We start from the raw sequence: 26,681 nt of genomic DNA on the forward strand, positions 1-26,681 counted from the left end.
TTAGTATATTGTATTATTAAATATCTAAAAAGCGATATAGTATATGTATTCGATGAGGCCTAATATGAGCGATTTAGATTTTACTATTTGCTGTACAGTTACTTTCTTCAGCAAGAAGAGGGGAACTCCACCGAATTTGGATAATGGAAAGTATTGCCCTCATCTTGTTATAAAGGGTTCTGAACAGTTGTTAGGTGTAAACTTTATTGATGGTGAAGATGTTACCTTTGATAAACAAATAGGAGCTAATGCGCTACCACTTTATGAAACTGTAGATTATTCTACTCTACAAGCCGGTACTGAGTTCTTTATCATGGAAGGCGGAAATATTGTTGGTGAAGGGATTGTAAAAGAAATCTTTCAACATAAACCATATGGGAGTAAATAACTATGGGCTATAAAAATGTATGTGTAAACTGCCGGATCTCTTTGTCGGAGGGCACAAACTACGAGTTGTTTAATACCAATAAAACCTGTCCCACATGCAAAGGTAAGATGTATTTTGTGAACGAGAAGTTCAAAGCCCCTAAAAAATCTAATGACAAAGAATGGAAGATTATCGAGTATTTGCTGTTGAGCGGCTATGACTTCCGTAATCCTTATTGTGGACAAGAGCAATGTATTTATTTTGAGTTCCCTAAGAACCTACAAGAGGCAGAGGCATTTATCCGTGAGATGCGAACGTTAAAGTAATCATTTGAAGGAGCTTTTATGTCGATTACGTATACAGAAGAACGAAATTTTAGGCCTCAGCAAGTAGCGGATTTATTTCTGTCTGTTCGTTGGGTAGTAGGTAAATATCCAGACCGTCTACACAAGGCTCTAATGAATTCATCTCGTGTGATTAGTGCTTGGGATGGTGACCGTTTAGTTGGTCTTATCCGTGTCATGGATGATAGCGAGCTGGTATGCTTCATCAATTATGTACTAGTTCATCCTGATTATCATGGCCGAGGTATTGCTGGTCATTTGCTAGAAATGGTAAAAGAGGCTTACAAGTCTTACTTGTACATTAATGTTATGATTGGTGATAGCAAGAATGTACTATTTTATGAGAAACATGGATTTAAGGTAAAAGAGAATTCCTTGCCAATGCAATATCGTAGTGTACCTAAATATATGAAAAGATAATTGATCGGATAATCTGTATAGCAAGTAGGTGGGCAAATTGTTAATAAAAGGCTACACGTACATAGAGTTACGTGTAGCCTTTGTTATATAAACGGTAGGTATATACTAAAACCGATATGTAGATACGATGGAGAAGGATATGGATATATTAATACGAAAAGCGACAACTGCTGATTTAGATTTGGTGACACATATAGAAGAAACTTGTTTTCCTCCTGCTGAGGCGGCGCCTCGTGAGGCTTTTAAGGAGCGATTAGACTATTATGCAGGTCAGTTTTTAATTGCCTTTGACGGCGATACACCTATTGGTTTTATCGATGGTTTTGTATCTGATAACGAAGTTTTAACGGATGAGATGTTCGCCGATGCTTCGCTGCATAATCCCAATGGCGTATGGCAGATGATATTTGGTCTAAATACAATGCCAGAGTGTCGCAATCGCGGTATAGGTGGCAAGTTGATTGAGGCTTTCATCGACCTTGCGAGAGCGGAAAACCGTAAGGGTGTTATTCTAACATGTAAGGAAGAAAAGATTCATTATTATGCAAAGTTTGGCTTTGTAAATGAAGGCGAGTCTGAATCCGATCACGGCGGCGCTAAATGGTACCAAATGCGAATTATATTTTAGATCAAAAGAAGCTAAAATCTTTACATGAACTGCACACCAGAAATGGTGTCCAATTCTTGGGGTGTAGTTCATTAGTTGATTTCAGCTTCTTTTTATTACATTTATTTGATTTAAAAGTATTAATTTAGAATCGATTGTTTGAAATAATTGATATCGAATAGAGGAATATTGCGTTAAAATTTTTATAGGAATAAAATATAGGTAAGAATATAATTACAGTTCTTAAGCTGAAGTTTTGTAATTTATGTGTTGCGTAGTGTTAATCTAATAAGTAGGGCAATAATTGATAAATTTTTAGAAAAGTCTAAGGAAGCAATGGTTGACGTAGTTTAAACTTACATGACGAGGAGCTTAAACCTTTATCTTATTCATATAAAATCATATATGTTCCATTATCTGTAAATAAACCTAATCAAGCGGACAAAGCTATAGAGTTTATACGTCCTGGAACTGAAATGCATGAAGATGTAGAGCATGTATTATTTAAAATGGTTGAGAAAAATAAGTATTGGCCTAAAGAAATTGTAAAAATTATGAAGGATGAGGGCTTTGATTCTTTCAATATGCATAAACATATAAAATTATGGAAAGAAAAAGATGCGAAGAATCGTAATTGCCATTATGGTGTAGATGTTTCTGGGCAGTGGTATTGGTATGACAATTGGATAGAATATTGTAGGGAAAATTATGCTTAATAAAACTATTATTACAAAAGCTTGTAATAGAGCCATAAAAAATATAATAAGTGAAGGTACTACTGATGTTGAGGTATTTAATCGGGCGTTTGAAATTGATTTATTAAAAAACAAGGATTTTAGAGATTCTATTTGTAAAGCTATTTACTCATCTATAAATAGAAATAACTTCTCTGAGCTAAAAATCCATAAATTAGGTTATGTATTGGTCCCAAAGAAAAATTTAGCCGATTATCGAAAGTGTGCATTGATAGATATATATGATGAAATAGTTTTTTTGACATTAATATTGAGCATTTCTAATGAGATAGAAAAGATGAGGATTAATAAAAGTAAGAATCGTGTTTTTTCTTATCGATTAGGGAGTTATGATGAAAAAATATTTGATAGAAAATATAGTTTTACATCGTTTAAAGAGGTTGTTTCTGACAAATCTAAGTATAAAAAAAATAAAGTAATTGTAGAATGTGATATCTCTAATTTCTATGATAGAATTAATATACATAGGATTGAATCTATTTTGAATTCTAATCAAAATATAAATAGAGATATAATCAAATTGATTAATTCTTTATTGTTGTTTTGGGCAAATAGAGATTCATATGGATTGCCAGTAGGATCTAATGCATCACGAATATTGGCAGAAGTTGCATTGATAGAAGTTGATAACTACTTAATATCGAAAGGTGTAGATTTTTGTAGATTTGTAGATGATTATAGGATTTTTGCTAAAAATGCAGCTGAAGCTCATAATAGTCTAGCTTTACTAATTCATCGTTTGAGTAAAGAAGGTCTTTTTTTAAATACCCAAAAAACAAAGATTAGGAACATCTCTGAGGTTTCAAAGAATCTAGAGTCTAATGTAGATAATAAGAAAACACTTACAAGTCCAATTATAATAAGAGGTTATGCAGGATTAGTACCTTTAAAGTTTAGGCGACTATCTGATTCAGAAATTAATAATTTTAAAGAATATAATTTAGCAGAATTATTAGAAGAAGCAAACCAAAGTGTAGTTTTAGATGAAAAGCAAGTCACAACTTTGATAAAAACAATTATTGCTCAGGAACAGTATAATTATTTAGCTCAAATGCCTAAAGTTTTAGAAAAGTATCCTCAATTTATTCCCTACTTTATAGATACGATTTTGAAATATCCTGATATTCCAACTTCTTGTATTACTCAGATTCAAGATGATTTTAAAAATTGGTTACTAAACAATGATATTCCGGAATATATTCAAGTTTATTTGATTAAGTTATATGCAGAGTCATCTGTAATAAATAAAGATATCCTTTTGAATTCTTTTAGGCGGTTACGTCGGAACTCAGGAGATTATATTGGTCGAGCGTTATTAGAAGCCATGAATGAAAAGTTGGGAAGAGGAGAAATTCTTGAAATTAGAGAATACTATAATAGAGCAGATTTATGGGAAAAACGGCAAATTTTGGAGATGATTAAGCGTGGTATTCCTAAGGACGAAAGAGAAGCATTTTTTAGAGATATTAGGATTCATGAACAAGACTTATTTATTAGGTATATAGTACAGAAAAAATAATTATATGAAACTTAAGTTTTTTGATATATTGTTTCTATGTACTCATTGAAAGTTGTCAAAATAAGAAAAATGGCAGTGCTAAATGATTTAGCACTGCTATTTTTATCATTTAAATGATTTCTTTAACCTGCTCCACACCTTTATCGGTCAGCATATAGTACCCATTTGTTACATACAGCAAGCCTTGTTTCTTAAGATGTGTTGCGGCTTGGTGTGTATAGTCTGGCTTCCAGTTCAAGTGTTCGTGAATGGTACCGATACCATTTTCGATGGCCGCCACAGGTGTGTTCATATGGGTATAGATGTGGCAGAGCATCATTGTTTCTCGATAGTGACGACGCAAGTGGCGTTGGCGACGATAGGTTGCGATATAGCCTGTCTTTGGCGTGCCAATAACGGCAATTAATAATGCGAGACCAATCGTTGTTGCGATAGCGCCTGCAATGGATACGTCTAGGGTGAAAGCGACTTCCGTACCGATGACAGCACAGATAATGCCGATGATGATACTGCTAGTGAGCATGGCTTTCACAGAGTCCGTCCATAAATAAGCGATAACCGCAGGTCCAATCATGAGGCCGATAACGAGGATAGCACCAACCGCTTGGAATGAAGCCACCACGGTTAGGGACACCATGGTCATCAGCACGTAGTGGATGAGGGCAGGCATAAAGCCGAAGAGCCCTGCTAATAGTGGATCGAAGGTAGATAGCTGCAATTCCTTGTAGAAGAGCATAACTAATACGAGGTTGATGACCGCTACCCCTAGGGAAATCCATAGCGATACAGGGCCTAAGTCGATGGAGTTGACAATCCATCTGTCGAACGGAGCGAACGCGATTTCCCCTAGAAGTGCCGTATCTACGTCAAGGTGTGCGTTGCCGCTATAGAGACTGACGAGGATGATGGCAATGGAGAATAGAAGGGGGAAGATGATACCAATGGATGCGTCTTCGTTGACGAGGCCTGTGTTATGAATCATCTCTGTAAGCCACACTGTGCCTACACCGACTACGGTTGCCCCTACTAAAAGCAAAGGAGAGTTTAAATCTTCCGTTACAAAGAAAGCAAGCACGATGCCGAGAAATACGGTATGCGTAATGGCGTCGGCCATCATGGACATGCGGCGCAGCACGAGGAATACACCAGGGATAGCGCACGCGATGGATACCGCGATGGCGATGAGTAAAATCTCTGTATGTACTGTCATGGGGCACCTCTTTTCCGGAATTGCCACAAGATGCCTCTATTAGGTGCAAATATGAGGCTCAATAGTACGATAACCGATAGAATGACGATGATGGCAGGACCTGTAGGCAGTTTTTGTACTGTTGTACTCCAAAGGGTACCGCCAATAGCAGATACCATGCCGAAACATCCTGCTAGTATACACATGGTACCTAGCTTGTTCGTCCACTGACGGGCCCCTACGGCCGGTGCAATGAGTAGGGAGCTGATTAAGATAGCACCTACTGATTGAATGCCGATGATGATGGTCATGATCAATAGTGAACGATATAAAATGAGTGTAAAGGTGACGGGAATTTGCAATGTTTTTGCGTATTCTATGTCAAAGGAAATGAGCTTTAGCTCTTTCCAAAATAAGGCTGTTAAAACGATAATGATGAGCGCTGCCGCCGATGTAATGTACACATCGCGGGCTAATATGGTGGCGGCCTGTCCAAATATAAATTTTGAAAGCCCCGCCTGACCTGCATTGTTCAGACTTTGAAGGTAGGTGAGTAGAACCATACCAAGACCAAAGAAAGCAGATAGTATAGTAGCCAGAGCGCCATCGAATTTGATTTTACTGTTTTCTACGGTAATGGTAATGAGCCACGCCGCAGTGATAGAGGACAGGGCGGCACCTATAATGAGTACCTCAATGTCTTTTATACCGGTCAGCAAGAATGCGATGACTACACCAGGCAGTGCCGCGTGGGAGAGGCCGTCACCGATGAGGCTTTCCTTGCGCAGTACAGCGAAGGTGCCTGCAATACCACTGGCAAGGCCCAAGAGAGCCGTGCCGAGCAATACCATCTGTGTCGTATAGGATTGGAGTATGGTCATACAATCCTCCCCTTGCCGTAGGTGCGCTCGATGGCTTCGTCTGTAAAGGTCTCTGCCACAGGCCCATAGGCAATAGTTTGCTTATTGACCATCGTTACCCAGTCGAAATATTGAGGTACCGTATTTAAATCGTGGTGTACGACGATAACCGTTTTGCCTCGCGCTTTCATTTCTTGTAAAAGAGAGATAATGGCGTGTTCCGTCGTTTTATCGACGCCCTTGAATGGCTCGTCCATGAGGTAAATATCTGCCTCTTGTACGAGGGCTCTTGCGAGGAATACACGCTGTTGTTGGCCCCCTGAAAGTTGACGAATTTGCCTGTTTACATAGTCGCTCATGCCCATTTTTTCAATCATGGAGAGGGCGAGTTCCTTATCCTTTTTACTTGGTCGTTTGAACCAACCTAGATGACCATAGCGGCCCATAAGTACAACGTCTAATACGGTAGTAGGAAAGTCCCAGTCTACGCTACCGCTTTGAGGGACATAGGCGATTTTCTTGTAATCCTTTTTGTCCATCGCAAGGTGGTGGTCGATATAAAACTTAACACTACCGGAGATAACTGTTAATAGGCCTAACATGGCCTTTAATAATGTAGATTTACCGGCTCCGTTAGGGCCGACGATGGCCGCTAAGGAACCGATGGGTACCTTCATATCTACGTCCCATAACACGGGTTTTGTCGTATAGGCTACGGTCATATCTTCAACTTCAACAGCCCATTCCATAGAGACCTCCTTTTATCAATAAGTGCTACTAGCTGATATTGCTAGTAGCACTTGTACTTATATGGGGCGTAATTTTTCTAGCCCCTTGTTTTGAAATACTATTTATTATTTAAGTGCTTTAGCGATGGTATCGATATTGGCTTTTACCATACCGATATATGTGCCGCCTTCAGTGCCTTCAGAACCGAGGGAGTCGGAGTATAATTCGCCACCGATGGCAACGTTCCAGCCTTTAGCCTTAGCTGCTTCTTGAACGGCTTCAATTGTTTTGTGTGGCACAGAAGATTCTACGAAGATGGCTTTAATTTTGTGATCTACGATGAATTGAACAAGTTCATTCACATCTTGTGTGCCTGCTTCTGTAGCAGTACTTACACCTTGTAAACCTTTTACTTCAAAGCCATAAGCGCGAGCAAAGTATTGGAAGGCATCGTGTGCTGTTACGAGAACGCGAGATTCTTTAGGAATAGATTCTGCTTGTGCTTTAATGTATGCATCTGTTTCATCTAATTTAGTGAGGTATGCATCATAGCGTTTTTTGAAATCCTCTTTGTGAGTTGGATCTGCTTTTGAAAGTCCTTCGTATACAGCCTTGGCTGCAAGTTTCCAATTTGCTACATCGAACCAAATATGAGGGTCTTTTGTCTTTACGCCATCTTCTTCGTCAAAGTCTAGCAATGTAGCTGGGTCAATGGCATCGGATACGCGGATAGTAGCTTTATTTTGTTTTGTTAAATTGTCGAAAATAGAACCCATTTTACCTTCTAAGTGAACACCGTTGTACACCACAACATCTGCCTTAGACATAGTTGTTACATCGCCGGCACTTGCTTGGTAGAGGTGAGGGTCTACGCCAGGACCCATGAGTCCTTGTACAGACACATGGTCACCGCCAATTTCTTTTACTAAATCCGTTAACATCGTCGTAGTGGCAACGACGTTTAATTTTTTAGAACCTTCTTGGGCCGTATCTTTGCCACAACCCACAAGTGCAAATATCATAATAACTAAAGAAAAAGCGAGTAATAGAGATTGTTTAACCTTCATAATAATCCTCCTATGATGTACATTCGTAATTTGGCTTTACCAGTATAGAAAAAAGCCGCTACTCATATAGCGGCTAAGGGAATATGGATGACTTTCTGCTAGATTACGGTCGTTTAATGCAGAAGAGCTTGTAGATGGTTTGGCCCTATGAGGGCTACAATACCAAGAACCATCATGACTTTCATTTGAATACGCTTTCTCCGTCTCATGATGAACCTCCTTATTATAATTTTTTGCCACATCAGTGAGATATGTTAATTCCGTTCATTTAAGTTATACTCAATATAACATAAATGAGAAAAATTATCAATAAAAAATATTCTTTAAATATTCATCTTTATTTAGTATTATATATAAAAAGATTAAAGCTACTAAGGAGGCTTATTATGAATAAACTTTTACGCTATACTGTTACAGCTGCACTTGTTGCATCTTTCAGCATGTTAGGCGATTATACAGCTGATGCAGCAAAATTTATAGAAGCACCAAGAGAGGTGACTATTGTTAAACCTGTAATGCCAACGATTCCTCCAAATATCGTAGTGGCAAAGGATATGCGCGTTCGCTTTTTGATTAATAAAAAAGGGAAGGTAGAGAATGTCTTTGTAGAACAATCCTCTGGCTATGCACCAGTTGATGAGGCTGTGAAAACGGCTATTAAACAATGGGAATTCACACCTGCTATTGGGGTGGATCAAAAGGCTCATGCCTCTATTATTGGTATGACTATTACGTTACCAAAGGAAAATGCTCCTGTGAAGTCGGGTAATGGCACGTTGACTGTGAATAAAACGCAAACTGAGCAAACAGATAATAGTAAAAAAGCCAATTAAAGCAATTGAGAGTGAATAAGGAGAATGATGATGAGTAGTATATTGCGGCGTGTCGCATTAATGACCCTAATCATGTCTACAACTGTAGCCGTTTCTATGGCAGCACCGTATGAAGCACCTAAAGCTGTGTCCACTCCATCTTTGGATACTAGCGTATTACAGGGTTATTCTGGTGATGTTAATAGTGTAGGTGTGAGCTTTACTATTAATACGGATGGATCGGTATCTTCTGTACAATTACTAAATACTACAGGTAATGATGGCGTAGATGCTGCTGTCTTAGAAACCGTTTTAAAATGGAAGTTTACTCCTGCTACAGATAGCAATGGCAATCCTGTAGCATCTTCTAAAACTGAATACATTGATTTTAGAAATTAATAGAAGGCACTCATACATTGTATGGGTGTCTTTTTATGTGCTAGTGAAAGTACTTAAGGGTTTAATTATATGGGGGGAAAGTATTTTGTGGCTCAATTATCTTGGAAAATGTATCCGCGGCAACTGAAAATTACTTTCAAAAAGAATATAATGAAATTATATTTAATATAGTAATAATATATTGTATATACTAATAGTCTTTGACCCGTGGAGGTATAAGCGTATGAATCCATTACAGCAAAAGCTAGACATTAATAACGAACGGTACAGAATTATTGTATCTATTAAAGAGGATTATTTAGACGGTAAATTGTCCTTGGAAGAGGGTAACCGTATTTTAAAAGAAAAGTTAGGCACTTGTACGCCTGACGAATTTGCTTATGCAGAGCAAAGTTTGAAAGGTGTCTATAAGGATGAAGAAATACTAGACAAGATGGATGATTTGTTGAATTTATTTGACGGTGTATTAGTACGTGCTGAAAATGAGTACCCAGAGAATCATCCGTTGTGGGCTTATTTAGAAGAAATTAATGCGGTTGAAAAGGTAGCTCTTGAAGCGGATGAATTGTTAAAACAAGATAAGTTTATTAAAAATCCTTGGCTTGGTGTTTTTGATTCCTTAGCAGAATGGCGTATCCATCTATCTCGTAAGCAAAATCAATTATATCCAATGTTAGAAAATCATGGGTTTGATCGTCCAACGCGGATTATGTGGACCTTTGATGATGGCGTGCGCGATTCTATCTCTTCATCCTACGCATTGCTTCGTGAAGATAAATATGAGGAGTTTTTAGCATCTGTTCCAGAAACACTGGCAAAGTTACGTGATTTGAACTCTAAGGAGTTAGAAGTTTTATTGCCAACATCCTTTAAACTATTAAGCGATGAAGAGTTTGTGCGCATGAGCAAAAATGACCATGAAATCGGTTATGCTATTATTAACGCACCAGGTTTATATGTCGTGCCAGGTATTAACGATTCCGCAGCCTCATTAAATGGAAATACTGCTGGTCATAATAGTGCAGTATCTAATGAGTTTCTAAATGATTTAGCAGGCTTATTATCTAAGTATGTAGGTCCTGTAGGTGGAGCACAAGTTGGTAAGGATACAGTCCTCGATGTGGCGACAGGCAAGTTGACCTTAGAGCAAATCAATTTGCTGTTCCGTCATCTTCCAGTAGACTTGTCTTATGTTGATGAAAATGAACTCGTTAAGTTTTACAGTGATACGCCACATCGTATATTCCCTCGCAGTGCCAATGTTATTGGTCGTGAAGTGAAGAATTGTCATCCTGCTAAGTCTGTTCATGTTGTAGAAGAAATCGTAGAGAAATTTTGTTCTGGTGAGCAAAACCAAGCTGAATTCTGGATCAATAAACCGGGATTGTTTATCTATGTTATCTACACGGCCGTGCGCGATGAAAATGGTAAATTCCGCGGTGTCTTAGAAATGATGCAAGATTGTACTCATATTCGTGAACTTGAAGGCTCTCGTACCTTGTTGACTTGGGATAAGACTGATTTTGTAGGAAATACAGATAATAATAATGGTAATGATAAATCCCTAGCTCAAGAGGCCGCAGAAGAGGTCGATGATACTTGAATAGACTTAGAGGGCTTACAATAGTTATCAATTTTTGTTATTACAAAATATGTTGCACTAATTCAAAATAAACATACAATAATTTACTTTTATTCATCTCTTTTGTGTATACAAATTTGGTTGAAAAAGGTAAAATAGAAAATAATGAAAGTATTTGCAAAAATCATATTTTCATAAATTAATATACTTTTACAAGAGAAATTACTAAGATATTTAAAGGTGAGGATCTAGATACTATGTCTACAAGACGCGTTTGGAAGCAAAGTGAAATTAAAACAAACCCATTATTTTCTAAGATGCGCAGTACTATTGAAACTGCATTTTATGGAAACAATGTAACGCCTATTACATCTGTGACACAAGCGTATCAATTTGCCACTGAAGAACCAGGTGTTATCGTCCTCGATATGCCTGTATATAAACCATGCGAGCAAGGTTTGCCAGCTGATGCAAAGGTACTAGTTACAAACGATGGTAAAACTACAGGTCGTTATGCAAAAGCTCGTCGCATTATTGGCGATGAAGGCATTGACGAAGTGGAACTTGCTAATATTGCACGTGATGCAGTCTATGATAGCCGTGGTAAAGAATGGATTTCTGCTGAAACTATCGTAGGTCTTGATAAAAAGTTCACAGCTCGTGCGCATTTGATGATTCCAAAAGACCATGCATCCATTTTGTATTCTTGGATTATGAACTTTAAGTTCTTTGATGCCGCTGTAAAAGAATTCTACAATGATAGTGTAGAAATTCCAGAAGGCGATATTTATATCTATTCTGATCCTGACTATGTGGTGCCAGGTCATCCAGGTGGGCTTGCTATTTTTGACCCAGCTCATAACTGCGCTATGATTCTTGGTATGCGCTACTTTGGGGAACATAAAAAAGGTACCCTTACATTGGCATGGTCCTTGGCAAATCGTTTCGACTATGTAGCATGCCACGGCGGTATGAAACGTTATAATCTTGAAAATGGTAAAAGCTACACTATCGGTGTATTTGGCTTGTCCGGTTCTGGTAAATCTACATTAACTCATGAAAAACATGATGGTCGTTATGATATTTCTATCTTGCATGACGATGCATATATCATCAATACTAATGACTTGAGTTCTATTGCTCTTGAACCTACATATTTCGACAAAATGCAAGACTATCCTGTGGAACATCCTGCTAATGAATTCTTGTTGACTCTACAAAATGTTGGCGTAACTATGGATGAGGATGGCCGTAAGGTTGTGTTGGCAGAAGATGTGCGTAATAATAATGGTCGCGCTATTAAATCTCAATTTTGGACAGATAATCGTGTAAACTACGTAGATCAACCAGTTAATGCCATTGTATGGCTTATGAAAGATAAAACTTTGCCACCAATCCTTAAAGTCGATGACCCTGTTTTGGCATCTACCATGGGTGCTACACTTGCGACACGTCGTTCGACAGCGGAAAAACTCGATGCTCACGTTGATCCAAATGCACTTGTTATCGAACCATATGCAAATCCATTCCGTACCTATCCATTGGTTCGTGATTATGAAAGCTACAAAAAATTGTTCTCTGAATGTGGCGTAGAATGTTACATCATGAACACAGGGTTCTTCTTGGAAAATAAAATTCCTAAAGAAGTGACTCTTGATTTGTTGGAACGCTTGGTAGAAGGCACATTGGACTTCAAACCATTTTATAAATATGAAAACCTTTCTTATGTAGAGGTTCCTGGGTTTGAACCACCATTCCAAGTTCGTGAATACCATCACCAATTGCACAAAGCTTTTGAGTTCCGCTATGACTATGTGGAAAATCTCAGAGACGGTAAAAATGAATTACCAGATGAAGTACTTGATGTATTAAAAACTTTAATGTAACACTTTACAATAACCGAAATAGCCCCTCTGGAAAAAACACGCTACTGCGCTAAAGCGGAGCCCGAAGTTTTTTCCAGAGGGGCTATTTCTTTTCTGTATCTTTTTACATTAAGGTTTTTAGTACATCGGTGTAGGAGGAAGCTACTGCGCTAAAGCGGAGCCCAACGCAGGGTGTGAGCTAACAGAGAAGCGCAGCGGCATATGGGGAGATTTATACTCTTTGTTACCTTAATTCCCAATAAAAACAGGAGTTAAAAAACAGAAGTTTGTGAAAATAAAATGAGCGAAATAATTGATGGAATATCGATATAATCTGATGCTATTTGGATATAAAAATTGAAAATATTATAAATTTTAATTGACAAATGTCCTTCGAGAAAATATACTTAAAGCAGTTTAAAACATATTTTGGAGATAGGATTTAAAGTCCGTCATTATGGTGGAATTAACCTGAAATAAATGTAGAATATGTTTTCTTATTATTGTCAGCTGGCCTACGTAGGCCCCTAGGAGGTTTAAAATGAGTAAAGACGTGGAAAATAAAAATACCCATGACCATAGCCATGGTGAACATCATCATTGCCATTGTGGCGGTCATCATCACGATCATGATCACAACCATGACCACAATCATGATCACGACCATCATCACGACCATGACCATGACCATCATCATGACCATGACCATGGTCACGATCATAGCCATGAAAAGGCTTTGCCTACAGATAAATGGGTGCCACACACTCATGAACCAGGTGTGCCTCATGAACATGGCGTAAATGATTATCTTAAGGCTGTTGCTGAGTATCGTAAAACCTGGCCTACTAAGCAAGATGTTATCGAGCAAACTCCTGACCCAGCCGTGCGTGAGATGATTCTTCGTATGGAACAAATCGGTTGCGACACTGTATTTGACCGTTTCGATAAACAACAACCTCAATGTGCGTTTGGTATTGCTGGCGTATGTTGTCGTATTTGTTTCATGGGTCCATGTAAAATTACGCCTAAGAGCCCTCGTGGCGTCTGCGGTGCCGATGCTGACCTTATCGTAGCTCGTAACATGACACGTGCTGCTGCTGGTGGTTTGACTCAACATGGTGCGCATGCTCGTGAAATTTTGATTTCTTTGAAAGCTGCCGCTAATGATCAATTGGATATTCCAATTTTGGGCGAAGAAAAAATCCGTACTGTATGTAAGGCTTTCAACATCCCTGAAGAAGGTCGTTCTTTGAAAGAAGTAGCTAATGATTTAGCAGACGTTCTATTAGAAGATTTGAGTCGTGCATTGCCTGGCGAATATAAAACAATTACAGCAATGGCTCCTGCTGAACGTCGCGAAGTTTGGAAAAACCTTGATATCTTACCTATTTCCGCGTACAATGAAGCATTTGATGCATACCATCGTACATGCGTAGGTACAGATGGCGATTGGGAAAGCAATATGAAACAATTCTTGCGTTGTGGTCTTGCTTTCACATTCACTGGCGTAGTAGCGGCAGATATCGCTACAGATGCATTGTTCGGACAAGGCGGTCGCCGTACATCCAAAGTTAACATTGGTGCCTTGAAAAAAGGTTATGTAAATATCGCTGTTCACGGTCACTTGCCAACATTAGTATCTCAAATTTGTACAATTGGTGCCTCTGAAGAGTATTTAGAAAAAGCGAAAGCTATCGGTGCCAAAGGCATCCAATTCTACGGTATTTGTTGCTCTGGTTTGTCGAGCATGTACCGTTATGAAAATGTTATTCCATTGTGTAATGCTATCGGTGCGGAACTTGTACTTGGTACTGGCGCACTCGATTGCTGGGTAGCTGACGTTCAAGACGTTTACCCTGCTATTATGGACGTAGCACGTTGCTTCAATACAAAGGTTATCACTACATCTGATGCAGCGCGTTTACCAGGTGCAGAACACATTGGTTACGATCACCATCATACTAACTTGTCTGAAACAAAAGCATTGGCTCGCAAAATCTTGGATCGCGCTCTTGAAGCTCATGAATTGCGTAAAGGCATGCCTGTATTCATTCCGCCATACGAAATCACTGCAGAGGTTGGTTTCTCTCCAGAATCCACTGTTAAACATTATGGTTCCTTCAAACCATTGGCAGAGGCTTTAAAATCTGGTAAAGTTCGTGGTATCGTTAACGTAGTAGGTTGTTCCAACCCTCGCGTTATCTACGAAAAAGCAACTGTAGATATCGTTGATACACTTATCAAAAATGGCTGTATCATCTTAACAAATGGTTGTGCGTCCTTCCCATTAATGAAACTTGGTTACTGTAATACAGATGCTATTAAGAAATGTAGCCCTGCATTACAAGAGTTCTTGGGCGATGATCAACCACCAGTATGGCATGTTGGCGAATGTGTAGATAATGCACGTTCCTCTGGTATCTTCGGTGGTATTGCGGCTGAACTTGGTCTTAACTTGCCACAATTGCCATTCGCTATGTCTAGCCCTGAATGGTCTAACGAAAAAGGTATCGATGCATCCCTTGGCTTCCGCTTGATGGGTATCAACTCTTACCATTGCGTTGAGCCACCTACACAAGGCTCTGATGCTGTTACAAAATGGCTTAAAGAAGACACTAAAGACATCTTAGGCTCTGTTATGTATGTAAATACAGATCCTGCTAAAGTTGCTGAAAAAATCTTGGCAGATATTGATGCTAAACGTGCTGCTTTAGGTTGGGCAGAAGTAAAATAATATAATATAAACAAAAGACCCTCTCCATAATCCTCCACCGCCCAGATCTGTTCCTTTGGAACAGGGGCAAAGTCGGATTCTGAAGAGGGTCTTTAACTAATAATTATTTATGAAAGAATAAAAGCGTCAGGCAGGCCTGACGCTTCATTTTTTAATCAAAAGCTCATTAACTTAATCTATTACATCATTTATAACTCTGCTATACTAATAACGGGAGTCATTGACGTGAGTTAGGTTCATCACCGAAAGGTGGTGATACTATGAGTAAATTCGAGAAGGTTTATTTAACTCTTTTTGTAATTTCCGTAGTTGTATCTATCTTAAGTTTATTCAAATAAACTTAAGAAACGCCTAACGTAATAAGTACTGGTAATACTTACACGTTAGGCACATCTTATTTCCCAAATTTTTAGATGAGCCTAACGCTCGCACACGTCAATGACTCTCTTTATGTTTATAGTATACCTCAATAACAACATAAAAACAACATAGGTATATAGTAACTTATAGTACAATAGTTTCTCCATCCTCAGGGACTGCTACATGGCTTTCGATATTGGTGCCTTTGATAAACTTGTGCACATCCTTACGGCTTGTTGCAGTATGATTAACTGTATCCATGTGAACCGCAATGATTTTAGCCTCTGGTTTGCGTACCACCATGCGTCCAATATCTTTTGTACCCATAATAATACTATCTTCAAAGCCTAAAACTTGAGCATATCCAGTGTTCATAATAATAACGTTAGGGTCGAAGCGAAGAAGGGCCTTCTCTACATCACTTGTCCAAACTGTATCGCCTACAAGGTACACAGTTGGTTCGTCTGCTGCTTCAAAAATAACGCCCATCGCATCGCCTGCTAATGGTGCGAGAACTGGATTTGCATACATTTCTACCGTGCCGTGGGAGCCACCTGTTTTTCTTAATGTAATACCATTAAACTCCAGACTTTCAAAAATGATGCGTACATCATTAAAGCCTTGAGAAGTAATAAGTTCTTTGTCCGCTGTATTTTGTACAAAAATAGGAAGTGATTTTGGAATAGCATTAATTGCCGTATCATCCCAATGATCAAGATGTGTGTGTGTAACTACCACTGCAGTTACATTGCTTAATAGATTGTCCATTGATAGAGGTAAATCAACCATAGGCATTCTTTGTTGATAGTTAAATGTTCCTTCAAAGCCAGGATAAGTATCTTTTGGTGCTAAAAATGGATCAATAAGGAATGTTGTATTTTTTATTGTTAATTTTCCTGTAGCATTTCGAATGTGAGTATATTGTGTCATAGTTATCTCCTTAATTAAATTATTGTCGATTTAATTGAATAGATTATTATTTGTAATCTCTAGAACTAGTATACCTTGTTTTGTTATACTAGTCTCAACAATAATTGACACTATGTTTATTAATAGACACATTGTATAAAAGTGTCTATATTGGAGGTTATATGATAACTCGAAAAGAAATGACACGTATGTTGTTAAAAGAAGGCTTGCTTAGTTGTTTAGCAAACAATTCTTTTGAGTCTGTAACAGTAACATCGTTGTGTAAAGCATCAGGTATAACTCGTTCTACTTTTTATTTACACTATAGTAATATCATGGAAATTGTTGATGATTTAGTGGATGATGCAATCGCTTATTTAAAGCCAGGAATGGTAGATAATAATAATTTACAAATTATAGCTAAAACCTTATCAGCTGCTTCTGATTCTATATTATTGAGAGAAGCATATGATTCTATTTTTGATAGACTACCGTTATGTCAGCGTATTATACGACATAAAAAGTATTTACCTTTATTTTTAGATGAACAAATTTCAGAATATGTATTACAACGAATTATACGGAGTGAAAAAGATCGGCAAGGGCTTGTTATGGCAGAAGCCCTTGGGACTTCATTTGACGTGGGTGTATCTGTTTTTGTATTTTTAGTGCACGGACTATATGCTGTTAATAAACAATATAAGTGGTCCCAAAGCGATGAATGGTTAGAAGCGCAGAAAGTTATCTTTGAACTCGTTTACTGTGGGTTACAAAGAAAATAAGCATATAAGGCTCACATACTTCCTTGGTGCATCTTAGGCAATACATCCTCACCTAGAAATTAGTACAGGCCTGTACTAATTTCTAGAAGCGGTATATGGATGAGGTTAAGTCCCTAGGCCGCAGACCGTTCTGTCTATTTAGAACGTATAAATTCATGGACAACCGTAATTGCTGTAATAGAAAATATAATTCACCATGTAGATAATCTAATTCACATCTAATTTTTAATGAAATAACCCCCTCAGAGAGTCCGACTTTGCTAGGCCAAGGCCTAGCCGCAGGCCGTTAAGGCGGTGGAGGACGACTGAGGGGGTATTTCATTACCCAAATTAAGGGTGAATTATATTTTCTTTAATGATGTAAATTATATTTTCTATACAGCTATAAGGTAGGACATGAATTTATACGTTCATGTTTGCCCCTTTTCTCACATAGAACCAGTAGCACACAGCTACTGTTACCAGGTTGAACACAAGTAATGCAACGAAAGCTGGGTAGATACTACCGAATGTAGTATATGTGAAACCGAAGATCTTAGGTGTAATGAAGGCACCGTATGCAGCTACGGCAGCTACGAAGCCTGTGATTAAAGAGGATAACAACGGATTGCCAAATACGTGTGGAATCATACGGAATGTTGCACCTGTTGCGAAGCCACAGCATACGAAGGTTAATACGGACATTGCAAAGAAGAATGGGAAGTTGTGCATGTTAACGCCAACTGGAATCAATGCTGTAGTAACACATAAAGTAATAAGGCTAACAAAGGTAACCTTTGTACCACTATTAATTTTATCTGCTAACCAACCGCCTACAGGGCGAAGGGCACCTGCTACAAGGGGGCCTACGAATGCAATGGATGCAAATGGAACTTCAGGGAATTCTTTACCTACTAAGAGGCCTAGTGCTGCTGCATAACCAGAGAAAGCACCGAAAGAACAAGTGTAAAGTAATGTAAGAGCCCACGTGTGTTTGTTGCCAAAGATTTGTACAAGATTTTTAGGATTTGGTTTGTCTAGAGGCAAGTTGTCCATGAATCGAGTCATCAATGCAAGGATAACAACGAGTGGTACAATCCACATGAAAGCTGCATTGGCAAGGTATACGGCATTACCTTTGATGATAGCAGGTGTTACACCAAAGACATTGCCTAATGTAGCAGAACCCATAGCGAATGGTGCTAAGAAGTAAATTACAGAAATACCAAGGTTACCAATACCGCCATTGATACCAAGGGCTGTACCTTTTTCGGATTTCGGGAAGAAGTTGCCAATGTAGGCCATGGATGACGAGAAGTTAGCGCCCGCTAAACCGATAAGGGCGGTTAAAATCATGAATGTAGTGTACGAAGTAGTTGTATCCTGTACAGCAAAGCCGAGCCATACAACAGGGACCAACAAAATGATGGTGGAAATGAATGTCCAGTTTTTACCACCCATAAGTGCGGGCATGTAAGTGTACACAAAGCGTAATGTAGCACCTACGAGGCCTGGGAAGGCAGCAAGTGTAAATAATTGGTCGGTTGTAAAATGGAATCCCGCACTATTTAATTGGGCTGCGATGGTGGACCATAGATACCATACACAAAAGGATAAAGTTAGGGCAATAGTAGATATTACCAAGTTTTGTTTGGCGATTTTTTTACCAAACTTTTCCCAAAACTCGGGATTTTCTGGTTGCCAGTTCGCAACAATCTCTTTGCGACTCGCACCTACTTGAGGCATTTTCAGTTCTGACATGAGAGCTCTCCTTTAAGTAAAACACATGTGATAAAAGGGGAAGATCTTTTTACACAAACTATACGGCACATTTTCATAAAAAATTTTCATGTGAATCATACAAAAAAAGTAGTATTATAAAAATAGAGAATGTGCCTAAAATCACAACATTATTATATAAAACAAAATATAATAATGTTGTGATGAAAAACACACTTATATAAGAATTAATCGGTTATAATGTTGGTAATATACGTAAGTATATAGTATATGTGCCTTTTGCCCATGTGTTTTGTGAAAGCAACTTTCAAAAAGGACATGGTCAAATGACACTAAAGGATGCACGGTGATAGTATGGAACAGGAGTTAATAAACCAGTTACTTGCATTGCCAGGTGAAACAATTCATCTTGAAAAAGGAGAATTTCTGTTTCACGAAGGTGATATAGCAGATCATTTTTTTATTGTTCGTAAAGGTAGACTTAGTATTAAGAAATTTGAGGCTAGTGGTCATATTTTTGCTCATCGTTTGGTGGGACCTAATAATGTGCTTGGCGAAATTCCTTTATATGAGACAAATACTCGGACTTACGTGTTTAATGCGATTGCACGTGAAAAATGCTCGGTATATTCGATTCGTTATGATGTGTTAGAACCAGCCATTGCAAAGGACCATTCCTTGGCTATTGCGATGATGAAAATCTATACACTTCACATGCGGCGACAACAGGCCAAGTATAGAGACTTGTTGTTGTATGGCAAAAAAGGTGCATTCTATTCGACTTTATTGCGTTTGGCTAATAGCTACGGTATAAAACGCGATGACGGTATCTATATCGACATTGCTTTAACAAACCAAGAATTAGCTGAATTTGCTGCCACATCTCGGGAAAGTTTAAACCGCATGCTTAGTGAGTTACGAAAATTAGGCTATGTAGCCTATGATAAACACCATCTGGTAATCTGTGACTTCGATGCATTAATCGGATTACTCGATTTGGATACGGAAACGATAGATCCTAATATCAGTAATATCGAATAATTGTGGATAATCGCCCTTGCTGTTGGCATTGCTAACGCAAGGGCTTTTTTGTAGTTTTGAAGGAGGACATGAGATGAGCTTGTTGTCTCAAAAGTTTAAGTTTCTTCGCAAGAAGAACGTATCTCCAAGCGGTCATCAAATAACTGAAGATGGCGGCCGCGAGTGGGAAAATTTTTATCGTGACCGTTGGTCTTACGATAAAGTTGTCCGCACAACGCATGGCGTAAACTGTACTGGTTCTTGTAGCTGGAATATCTACGTTAAGAATGGTGTTGTAGCGTGGGAAAATCAGGCTACTGATTACCCTGAAACACCAGATGATATGCCGGATTACGAACCACGTGGGTGCCCTCGTGGTGCCACATTCTCTTGGTATCTCTATAGCCCATTGCGCGTAAAATATCCATATGTACGCGGCGAATTGGCTGAGCTTTGGAGAGAAGCTAAAAAGCATGCTAAGAACCCAATCGAAGCTTGGAAATCTATCGTAGAAGATCCTGAAAAAGCGAAGAAATACAAATCTGCCCGTGGTATGGGTGGCTTTGTGCGCTCCACATGGGATGAAGCGACAGAAATCACTGCAGCATCTTTACTATATACAGCAAAAACATACGGCCCTGACCGCAACGCGGGCTTCTCTGTAATTCCAGCGATGTCCATGTTGTCCTATGCAGCAGGTGCTCGTTTCCTTAACTTAATGGGTGGTTCACCATTGTCCTTCTATGACTGGTATGCCGATTTGCCACCTTCTAGCCCTCAAGTTTGGGGTGAACAAACTGATACTCCTGAATCTGGTGACTGGTATAATGCTGGTTACATCATGACTTGGGGTTCCAACGTACCGTTGACTCGTACGCCTGATGCTCACTTCTTAACAGAGGTTCGTTACAAAGGTACCAAAGTAGTATCCGTATCTCCTGACTATGCGGAATCTACAACTTCTTCTGATGCTTGGCTTAATGTGAAAGCCGGCACTGATGCGGCTCTTGCTATGGCGATGGGTCACGTAATCTTAAAAGAATACTACATCGATAAAGAAACTCCATACTTCAAAGAGTATGCTAAAGAGTTTACTGATATGCCATTCCTTGTACGCGTTGAAGACATCAACGGTGCAGTACAACCAGGCCGTTTCTTAAACGCTAAGGATTTAGGTAGCAAAGAAGACGGTGCTGATTTCCAAACTGTATTAATTGATGAAACAACAAATGAAATCGTTGTTCCAAATGGTACAATGGGCGACCGTCACACAAATCCACAAAAATGGAACTTACGCCTTGAAAACCGCAATACAGGGGCTAAAATTGACCCTCGCTTATCCGTATTTGATCAACGGGAAGATGTGACTATCGTTAAATTGCCATACTTTGGTGACGAAGAGCACGAAGGCGTTATCGAACGTGCTATTCCAACGATTACAGTACAAACTGTTGATGGTCCTGTAAAAGTAACTACAGTATATGACCTTATTCTTGCTAACTATGGTATAGACCGTGGTATCGGTGGTGAAGTGGCTAAAGCTTACACTGATGACACTCCTTACACACCTACATGGCAAGAAAAAATTACAGGCGTAAAAGCAGATATTGCTATTGCCACAGCTCGTGAATTTGCAGATAATGCAGAAAAAACTAAAGGTCGTTCCATGATTATCATGGGCGGTGGTATCAATCACTGGTACCATGCGGATATCATTTACCGTACAATCTTGAACCTTATCATGTTCTGCGGTACAGAAGGTGTTAACGGTGGTGGCTGGGCTCACTACGTAGGTCAAGAAAAACTTCGTCCTGTTGAAGGCTGGGGCGGTATCATGACAGCTAACGACTGGAGTAAAGCTCCTCGTTTGCAAAATGGTACATCTTGGTTCTACTTTGCTACAGAACAATACCGTTCTGATTGCATCGACTTGGCAGACCGCGTATCTAAATTAGCTAAGCCTCGTTATCGTCACCCTGGCGATTACAATGTTTTAGCGGCTCGTTTAGGTTGGTTGCCATCGTATCCTACTTTCAATAAAGGTAGCCAAGAGTTGGTTAACGATGCTCGTGCAGCTGGTGCTGGTACAGAAGCAGAAATTAATCAATATGTGGCACAAGCATTGAAAAATAAAGAATTACAATTCTGCGTAGAAGATCCTGCGGCTAAAGAAAACCATCCACGCAACTTATTCGTATGGCGTGCGAACCTTATCGGTTCCTCTTCTAAAGGCCACGAATACTTCTTGAAACATTTATTAGGTACTAAAAATGCGGTATTAGAAGATGACGATGCACCTACACGTCCAGAAGAAATCAAATGGCGTGAAGCTGATGGGGCAGGCAAACTTGACCTCTTAATCGACATCGACTTCCGTATGGCTTCTACTGGCTTGTATTCTGATATCGTATTCCCTGCAGCTACATGGTATGAAAAAGAAGACTTGTCCTCTACAGATATGCATCCATATGTACACGTATTCCAAGCTGCTGTTGATTGCGCATGGGAAACTAAATCTGACTGGGATACATTCCGTACCCTTGCAGAAACAGTATCTCGCGTAGCAAAAGAGTCTGGCTTCACAGAATACGAAGATATCGTAGCATTACCTCTTGGTCATGACAGCCCAGGTGAAGTGGCACAACCAGAAGGTAAAGTCCTCGATTGGAGCAAAGGCGAATGTGAGCCAATTCCAGGTAAAACAATGCCTAACCTCGTACATGTAAAACGCGACTATAGCCAAATCTTCGAAAAGTTCATCGCTTTGGGACCTAATATTGAAAATAAAATGGGTGCTCATGGCTTGGCGTGGGATGTATCCGATGAATACCAAACATTGTATGCACAAAATGGTACTATCGATAATCCAGAATTTATTTCTCATGGCCGTCCAAGCATTTACGAATGTAAGGAAGCTTGTAATGTTGTATTAACATTATCTTCTTGTACAAATGGTAAATTGGCTGTTCGCTCTTGGAAAGCGATGGAAGAAAAAACAGGTCTTTCTGGTCTTGAAAAGAATGCAAAAGGCCGCGAACAAGAAAAGATTACCTTCGATGATATGGTTCGCCAACCGCGCTTTATCATTAGCTCTGTAACAAGTACTGGTAAGAACGATAAAAACCGTCGTTATTCTCCATTCACAACATCTACAGAGGATAAAGTACCATTCCGTACCGTAACAGGTCGTCAATCCTTCTATTGTGATCATGAAATGATGCGCGATTACGGTGAAGCTATGGCGTTGTACAAACCTGTATTATCTTATAAACCAGTACAAGGTGACTACAAACAAGAAGGTATTCCAGAAATTACATTGAAATACTTAACACCACATAATAAGTGGTCTACACATAGTATGTACTTCGATAGCCAACAAATGTTGACATTGTTCCGTGGTGGCCAAACTATTTGGCTCAATGAAGATGATGCAGCAGAAATCGGCGTTAAAGATAATGACTGGGTAGAAGCTTTCAACAAAAATGGTGTTGTAGCAGCTCGTGCAGTTGTATCTCCACGTATTCCTCGTGGCATTTCCTATATGCATCACTCTCAAGATCGTCACATCAACGTTCCTGGTACGCAAGTTAAGAAAGACCGTCGCGGTGGTACACATAATGCACCAACTCATATTCACTTGAAACCGACACACATGATTGGCGGTTATGGTCAATTGAGCTATGGATTTAACTATTATGGCCCAACTGGCAACCAACGTGATATGACAATTGTGGCTCGTAAATTGAAGGAGGTGGATTGGCTTGAAGATTAAAGCTCAAGTATCCATGGTCCTAAATTTGGATAAGTGCTTAGGCTGTCATACATGCTCTATCACTTGTAAAAATACATGGACGAACCGCGAAGGCGCGGAATATATGTACTTTAATAACGTGGAAACTCGCCCAGGCGTAGGCTATCCACGTAATTGGGAAGACCAAGAAAAATGGAAGGGCGGCTGGACGCTAGATAACTCTGGTAATTTAGCTCTTTCTACAGGTTCTAAAACCAATCGTTTGATGAAGTTATTCTTCCATCCTGAACAACCAGAGTTGAAGGATTATTTCGAACCTTGGACTTACGACTATGAAACATTGATTCATGGTGGTCGTAAAAATAACCAACCAGTTGCTCGTCCTCGTTCTCTTGTGACGAAACAAAAAATGGAAGTGACTTGGGGTCCTAACTGGGATGATGATTTAGCAGGTGGTCAACATGCTCGCTCTGATGTGAACTTAACTAAGATGGGCCAAGATATCGTATTTGATTACGAAGAAGTGTTCATGCGCTACTTGCCACGTCTTTGTAACCACTGCTTGAACCCTGCATGTGTAGCTGCATGTCCATCTGGCGCGATCTACAAACGCGATGAAGATGGTGTGGTTCTCGTATCTCAAGATGTATGCCGCGGTTGGAGACATTGTGTTCCATCTTGTCCATACAAAAAAATCTTCTATAATTGGGAAACTAATAAAGCTGAAAAATGTGTATTCTGTTACCCACGCTTAGAAAATGGCTTGCCTCAAATCTGTGCTGAAACTTGTGTAGGTCGTATGCGCTATGTTGGCGTTGTATTCTACGATATGGACAAAGTAGAAGCTATGGCAGCTACAAAAAATGAACAAGATATTTACGAAAATACATTAGATTTGATTTTGGATCCTCATGATCCAGAGGTTATTAAAGCGGCTCGTGCAGAAGGCATCTCCGAAGCATGGATTAAAGCAGCTCAAAAATCTCCTGTATACAAACTTGTAAAAGAGTGGGGCGTGGCATTGCCATTGCATCCTGAGTATCGTACATTGCCAATGGTTTGGTATGTGCCACCACTCAGCCCAATCTTGCAACGCGTAACATCTGATGTATACTTGCCAGATGCACATGAAATGCGCGTACCTGTACAATACCTTGCTAACTTGTTTACAGCCGGTAATACAGAAATTTTAGCTCGTACATTGCAACGTGTTCTCGACATGCGTGAATACATGCGTCGTCGTGAAACAGGTGACGGTCCTATCGATCACAATGTAGATTTAACAGAAGATCAAATGTACGGTATGTACAAATTGTTGGCATTGTCCAAATATAATGATCGCTTTGTTGTCCCATCTGATGTGAAAGTATCTCGCGAAGGTCGCCTAGAAATACAACAAAATCGCGGCTTTGCTTGCCCAACAGGGGGATGTCAATAATGAAGGATGCTCAGAAAATCGCTCTTATTGCGTCATTTCTTCTACGCTATCCTGATGAACAATGGTATAACGAACTACCTGAATGGAGAGAGGACGCCCAATCCGTTGGGCATCCTCAACTACGCCAAGGTTTATTAGAATTCTTCGACTATGTAGAGGATGCTAATAAAAAAGAATTCGAAGACCAATATGTACGTACCTTTGATTTTAGTCAAAATACAACTATGTATTTGTCGACTTATGAATTACAAGGTACTGGGGAACAAGCAGAAGAACTCGTTAAATTTAAAGCTTTCTTCCTAGAAAACGACTATGATTTGCCAAAAGAAATGCCGGATTATATTCCAGCACTTCTTGAATTATGTGCCGTTATCGATGATGAAAAAGCAAAAGAAATTTACGACTATTGTAAGCCAAAATTGGAATACATTAGAGAACGCTTCATTGAGGCTAAACTGCCTTATGCATTCTTGTTTGATATTATCTTGTCTGTTGCAAATGGATTGGAGGACGGTGCACGATGAATCTATTTCTTTGGGGCGCATTGCCTTACATCGCTTTCACCTTCTTAATCGTAGGTACCTTGGTTCGTTTCTTCTACTTTGAAAGAAACTGGACTACAAAATCGAGTGAATTTTTAGAGAAAAAACAATTGCGCATTGCCAATCCATTGTTCCACTTTGGTTTGCTATGCGTTATCGGTGGTCACGTAGTAGGTGTGTTAATCCCTAAAACTTGGACTGCTGCAATCGGTATTAATGACCATATGTACCATCAAGGTGCGTTATACATGGGTGCTGTAGCGGGTATCATCTTCATCGTAGGCTTCTTGCTCTTGATGAAACGCCGCTTCACAGTAGCTGAGTTAAAAGTTAACACATCTGGCCTTGATAAATGGTTATATTTGTTCTTAACATTAGCCATTTTCAGTGGTATGGCTGGAACATTGCTTAATGCATCTGGTTTCTTTGATTACCGCGTATCCATCGGTCCTTGGTTCCGCAGCCTATTAGCGTTTATGCCGGATCCATCCTTGATGGAAGGTGTACCATTTATGTTTAAATTCCACATGTTCGCGTGGATGGCAGTGGCAATCATCTTCCCATTCAGCCGTTTAGTACACTGCTTGAGTGCGCCACTTAACTATTTAACACGTCCGTTTATCGTATATCGTAAACGAGATCAAAAATAATTAGGATGTTGATTGATTTGTATGCTCTTCTATAATATGACAAATTAATCTGAGCCCCTTATACGAATAAAGATTAAATTTATTCGTATAAGGGGCTTTTTATTGGCTCTCTGTCAAATGTTGGGGTGTTCACCCTACGAGCCTTCTTTGGCACCAATCATATGTATGGTTGGTGCCATTCTTTTTGCTCAAAAGTAGAATACGTACTCTAAATCTACCAAAGTGGCGAAGTCCATAGCTTATTCGTTTTAATACCTTAAT

The 26,681-nt window shown here is 39.3% G+C and carries 23 protein-coding genes and 1 pseudogene; 17 read left to right on the forward strand and 7 right to left on the reverse strand.

The genetic code is table 11. From position 1 onward, the window contains the following. The first annotated feature begins 64 nt into the window (after nucleotides 1-64). The 6 genes from VTHSUH11_RS02175 (at nucleotide 65) to VTHSUH11_RS02200 (ending at nucleotide 4,012) form a co-directional block, all read left to right on the forward strand. Nucleotides 65-388 (forward strand): hypothetical protein, encoded by a 324-nt coding sequence (locus VTHSUH11_RS02175; protein WP_105092489.1) that lies wholly within the window; start codon nucleotides 65-67, stop codon nucleotides 386-388. A 107-nt stretch (nucleotides 389-495) separates the two neighbouring features. Next, nucleotides 496-693, forward strand: coding sequence for a hypothetical protein (locus VTHSUH11_RS02180; RefSeq protein ID WP_244899966.1), 198 nt, complete (start codon nucleotides 496-498; stop codon nucleotides 691-693). Nucleotides 694-711: 18 nt separating this feature from the next. Further along, complete coding sequence (locus VTHSUH11_RS02185; RefSeq protein WP_105092491.1) at nucleotides 712-1,131, forward strand: GNAT family N-acetyltransferase; 420 nt, start codon at nucleotides 712-714, stop codon at nucleotides 1,129-1,131. A 139-nt stretch (nucleotides 1,132-1,270) separates the two neighbouring features. Further along, the gene (locus tag VTHSUH11_RS02190) at nucleotides 1,271-1,759 is read left to right on the forward strand and encodes a GNAT family N-acetyltransferase (RefSeq protein ID WP_105092492.1); all 489 of its coding nucleotides are present in this window, start codon (nucleotides 1,271-1,273) and stop codon (nucleotides 1,757-1,759) included. Between the two features lie 455 nt (nucleotides 1,760-2,214). Continuing rightward, the gene (locus VTHSUH11_RS02195; RefSeq protein ID WP_105092493.1) at nucleotides 2,215-2,454 is read left to right on the forward strand and encodes a hypothetical protein; all 240 of its coding nucleotides are present in this window, start codon (nucleotides 2,215-2,217) and stop codon (nucleotides 2,452-2,454) included. Continuing rightward, on the forward strand, nucleotides 2,447-4,012 hold the full coding sequence (locus tag VTHSUH11_RS02200) for an RNA-directed DNA polymerase (RefSeq protein ID WP_105092494.1): 1,566 nt from the start codon (nucleotides 2,447-2,449) through the stop codon (nucleotides 4,010-4,012). Before VTHSUH11_RS02195 ends, VTHSUH11_RS02200 begins: the two co-directional genes overlap by 8 nt. Nucleotides 4,013-4,121: 109 nt before the next feature. Here VTHSUH11_RS02200 and VTHSUH11_RS02205 read toward each other — a convergent pair whose 3' ends face one another. From VTHSUH11_RS02205 to VTHSUH11_RS02220, 4 genes are all read right to left on the reverse strand, one after another. Next, nucleotides 4,122-5,222, reverse strand: a complete 1,101-nt coding sequence (locus VTHSUH11_RS02205; protein ID WP_105092495.1) for a metal ABC transporter permease — start codon at nucleotides 5,220-5,222, stop codon at nucleotides 4,122-4,124. Then, nucleotides 5,219-6,082, reverse strand: coding sequence for a metal ABC transporter permease (locus VTHSUH11_RS02210; protein WP_105092496.1), 864 nt, complete (start codon nucleotides 6,080-6,082; stop codon nucleotides 5,219-5,221). The genes VTHSUH11_RS02205 and VTHSUH11_RS02210 overlap by 4 nt, the downstream gene beginning before the upstream one ends. Continuing rightward, a complete protein-coding gene (locus VTHSUH11_RS02215; protein ID WP_105092497.1) occupies nucleotides 6,079-6,810 on the reverse strand; it encodes a metal ABC transporter ATP-binding protein in 732 nt (243 codons plus the stop codon). The genes VTHSUH11_RS02210 and VTHSUH11_RS02215 overlap by 4 nt, the downstream gene beginning before the upstream one ends. Nucleotides 6,811-6,915: 105 nt before the next feature. Next, a complete protein-coding gene (locus tag VTHSUH11_RS02220) occupies nucleotides 6,916-7,857 on the reverse strand; it encodes a metal ABC transporter solute-binding protein, Zn/Mn family (RefSeq protein WP_105092498.1) in 942 nt (313 codons plus the stop codon). A 386-nt stretch (nucleotides 7,858-8,243) separates the two neighbouring features. Here VTHSUH11_RS02220 and VTHSUH11_RS02225 point away from each other — a divergent pair, with 386 nt between their 5' ends. The 5 genes from VTHSUH11_RS02225 (at nucleotide 8,244) to cooS (ending at nucleotide 15,249) form a co-directional block, all read left to right on the forward strand. Next, a complete protein-coding gene (locus VTHSUH11_RS02225) occupies nucleotides 8,244-8,690 on the forward strand; it encodes an energy transducer TonB (RefSeq protein WP_105092499.1) in 447 nt (148 codons plus the stop codon). 24 nt (nucleotides 8,691-8,714) lie between these two features. Further along, nucleotides 8,715-9,068 (forward strand): energy transducer TonB, encoded by a 354-nt coding sequence (locus tag VTHSUH11_RS02230; RefSeq protein ID WP_342352073.1) that lies wholly within the window; start codon nucleotides 8,715-8,717, stop codon nucleotides 9,066-9,068. Between the two features lie 223 nt (nucleotides 9,069-9,291). Next, a complete protein-coding gene (locus tag VTHSUH11_RS02235; protein WP_244899967.1) occupies nucleotides 9,292-10,671 on the forward strand; it encodes a DUF438 domain-containing protein in 1,380 nt (459 codons plus the stop codon). 236 nt (nucleotides 10,672-10,907) lie between these two features. Continuing rightward, nucleotides 10,908-12,536 (forward strand): phosphoenolpyruvate carboxykinase (ATP), encoded by a 1,629-nt coding sequence (locus VTHSUH11_RS02240; protein WP_105092501.1) that lies wholly within the window; start codon nucleotides 10,908-10,910, stop codon nucleotides 12,534-12,536. Between the two features lie 520 nt (nucleotides 12,537-13,056). Further along, on the forward strand, nucleotides 13,057-15,249 hold the full coding sequence (cooS, locus tag VTHSUH11_RS02245) for an anaerobic carbon-monoxide dehydrogenase catalytic subunit (RefSeq protein WP_105092502.1): 2,193 nt from the start codon (nucleotides 13,057-13,059) through the stop codon (nucleotides 15,247-15,249). Nucleotides 15,250-15,753: 504 nt separating this feature from the next. On the opposite strand, the gene VTHSUH11_RS02250 is transcribed toward cooS, so the two are convergent. Beyond that, nucleotides 15,754-16,539 carry an MBL fold metallo-hydrolase gene (locus VTHSUH11_RS02250; RefSeq protein ID WP_105092503.1) on the reverse strand — a complete coding sequence of 262 codons (786 nt, stop codon included), beginning with the start codon at nucleotides 16,537-16,539 and terminating at the stop codon, nucleotides 15,754-15,756. Between the two features lie 161 nt (nucleotides 16,540-16,700). Here VTHSUH11_RS02250 and VTHSUH11_RS02255 point away from each other — a divergent pair, with 161 nt between their 5' ends. After that, nucleotides 16,701-17,300 carry a TetR/AcrR family transcriptional regulator gene (locus VTHSUH11_RS02255; RefSeq protein WP_105092504.1) on the forward strand — a complete coding sequence of 200 codons (600 nt, stop codon included), beginning with the start codon at nucleotides 16,701-16,703 and terminating at the stop codon, nucleotides 17,298-17,300. Between the two features lie 402 nt (nucleotides 17,301-17,702). On the opposite strand, the gene VTHSUH11_RS02260 is transcribed toward VTHSUH11_RS02255, so the two are convergent. Beyond that, nucleotides 17,703-19,040 carry an MFS transporter gene (locus VTHSUH11_RS02260; protein ID WP_105092505.1) on the reverse strand — a complete coding sequence of 446 codons (1,338 nt, stop codon included), beginning with the start codon at nucleotides 19,038-19,040 and terminating at the stop codon, nucleotides 17,703-17,705. A 333-nt stretch (nucleotides 19,041-19,373) separates the two neighbouring features. Here VTHSUH11_RS02260 and VTHSUH11_RS02265 point away from each other — a divergent pair, with 333 nt between their 5' ends. The 5 genes from VTHSUH11_RS02265 (at nucleotide 19,374) to narI (ending at nucleotide 26,420) form a co-directional block, all read left to right on the forward strand. Next, entirely contained in the window at nucleotides 19,374-20,060 is a 687-nt protein-coding gene (locus VTHSUH11_RS02265) for a Crp/Fnr family transcriptional regulator (RefSeq protein ID WP_071824871.1), read from the forward strand. A gap of 73 nt (nucleotides 20,061-20,133) precedes the next feature. Beyond that, nucleotides 20,134-23,811, forward strand: a complete 3,678-nt coding sequence (locus VTHSUH11_RS02270) for a nitrate reductase subunit alpha (RefSeq protein ID WP_105092506.1) — start codon at nucleotides 20,134-20,136, stop codon at nucleotides 23,809-23,811. Next, on the forward strand, nucleotides 23,801-25,228 hold the full coding sequence (gene narH, locus VTHSUH11_RS02275; protein WP_105092507.1) for a nitrate reductase subunit beta: 1,428 nt from the start codon (nucleotides 23,801-23,803) through the stop codon (nucleotides 25,226-25,228). The genes VTHSUH11_RS02270 and narH overlap by 11 nt, the downstream gene beginning before the upstream one ends. Beyond that, nucleotides 25,228-25,752 carry a nitrate reductase molybdenum cofactor assembly chaperone gene (gene narJ, locus VTHSUH11_RS02280; protein ID WP_105092508.1) on the forward strand — a complete coding sequence of 175 codons (525 nt, stop codon included), beginning with the start codon at nucleotides 25,228-25,230 and terminating at the stop codon, nucleotides 25,750-25,752. The genes narH and narJ overlap by 1 nt, the downstream gene beginning before the upstream one ends. Then, a complete protein-coding gene (gene narI / locus VTHSUH11_RS02285) occupies nucleotides 25,749-26,420 on the forward strand; it encodes a respiratory nitrate reductase subunit gamma (protein ID WP_105092509.1) in 672 nt (223 codons plus the stop codon). The genes narJ and narI overlap by 4 nt, the downstream gene beginning before the upstream one ends. Before the next feature lie 129 nt (nucleotides 26,421-26,549). Here the strand turns inward: narI and VTHSUH11_RS09670 are convergent. Further along, a pseudogene (locus VTHSUH11_RS09670) lies at nucleotides 26,550-26,681 on the reverse strand (ISL3 family transposase); the annotation flags it as partial.

This window comes from Veillonella tobetsuensis (assembly GCF_002959935.1).
Lineage (GTDB): Bacteria > Bacillota > Negativicutes > Veillonellales > Veillonellaceae > Veillonella > Veillonella tobetsuensis.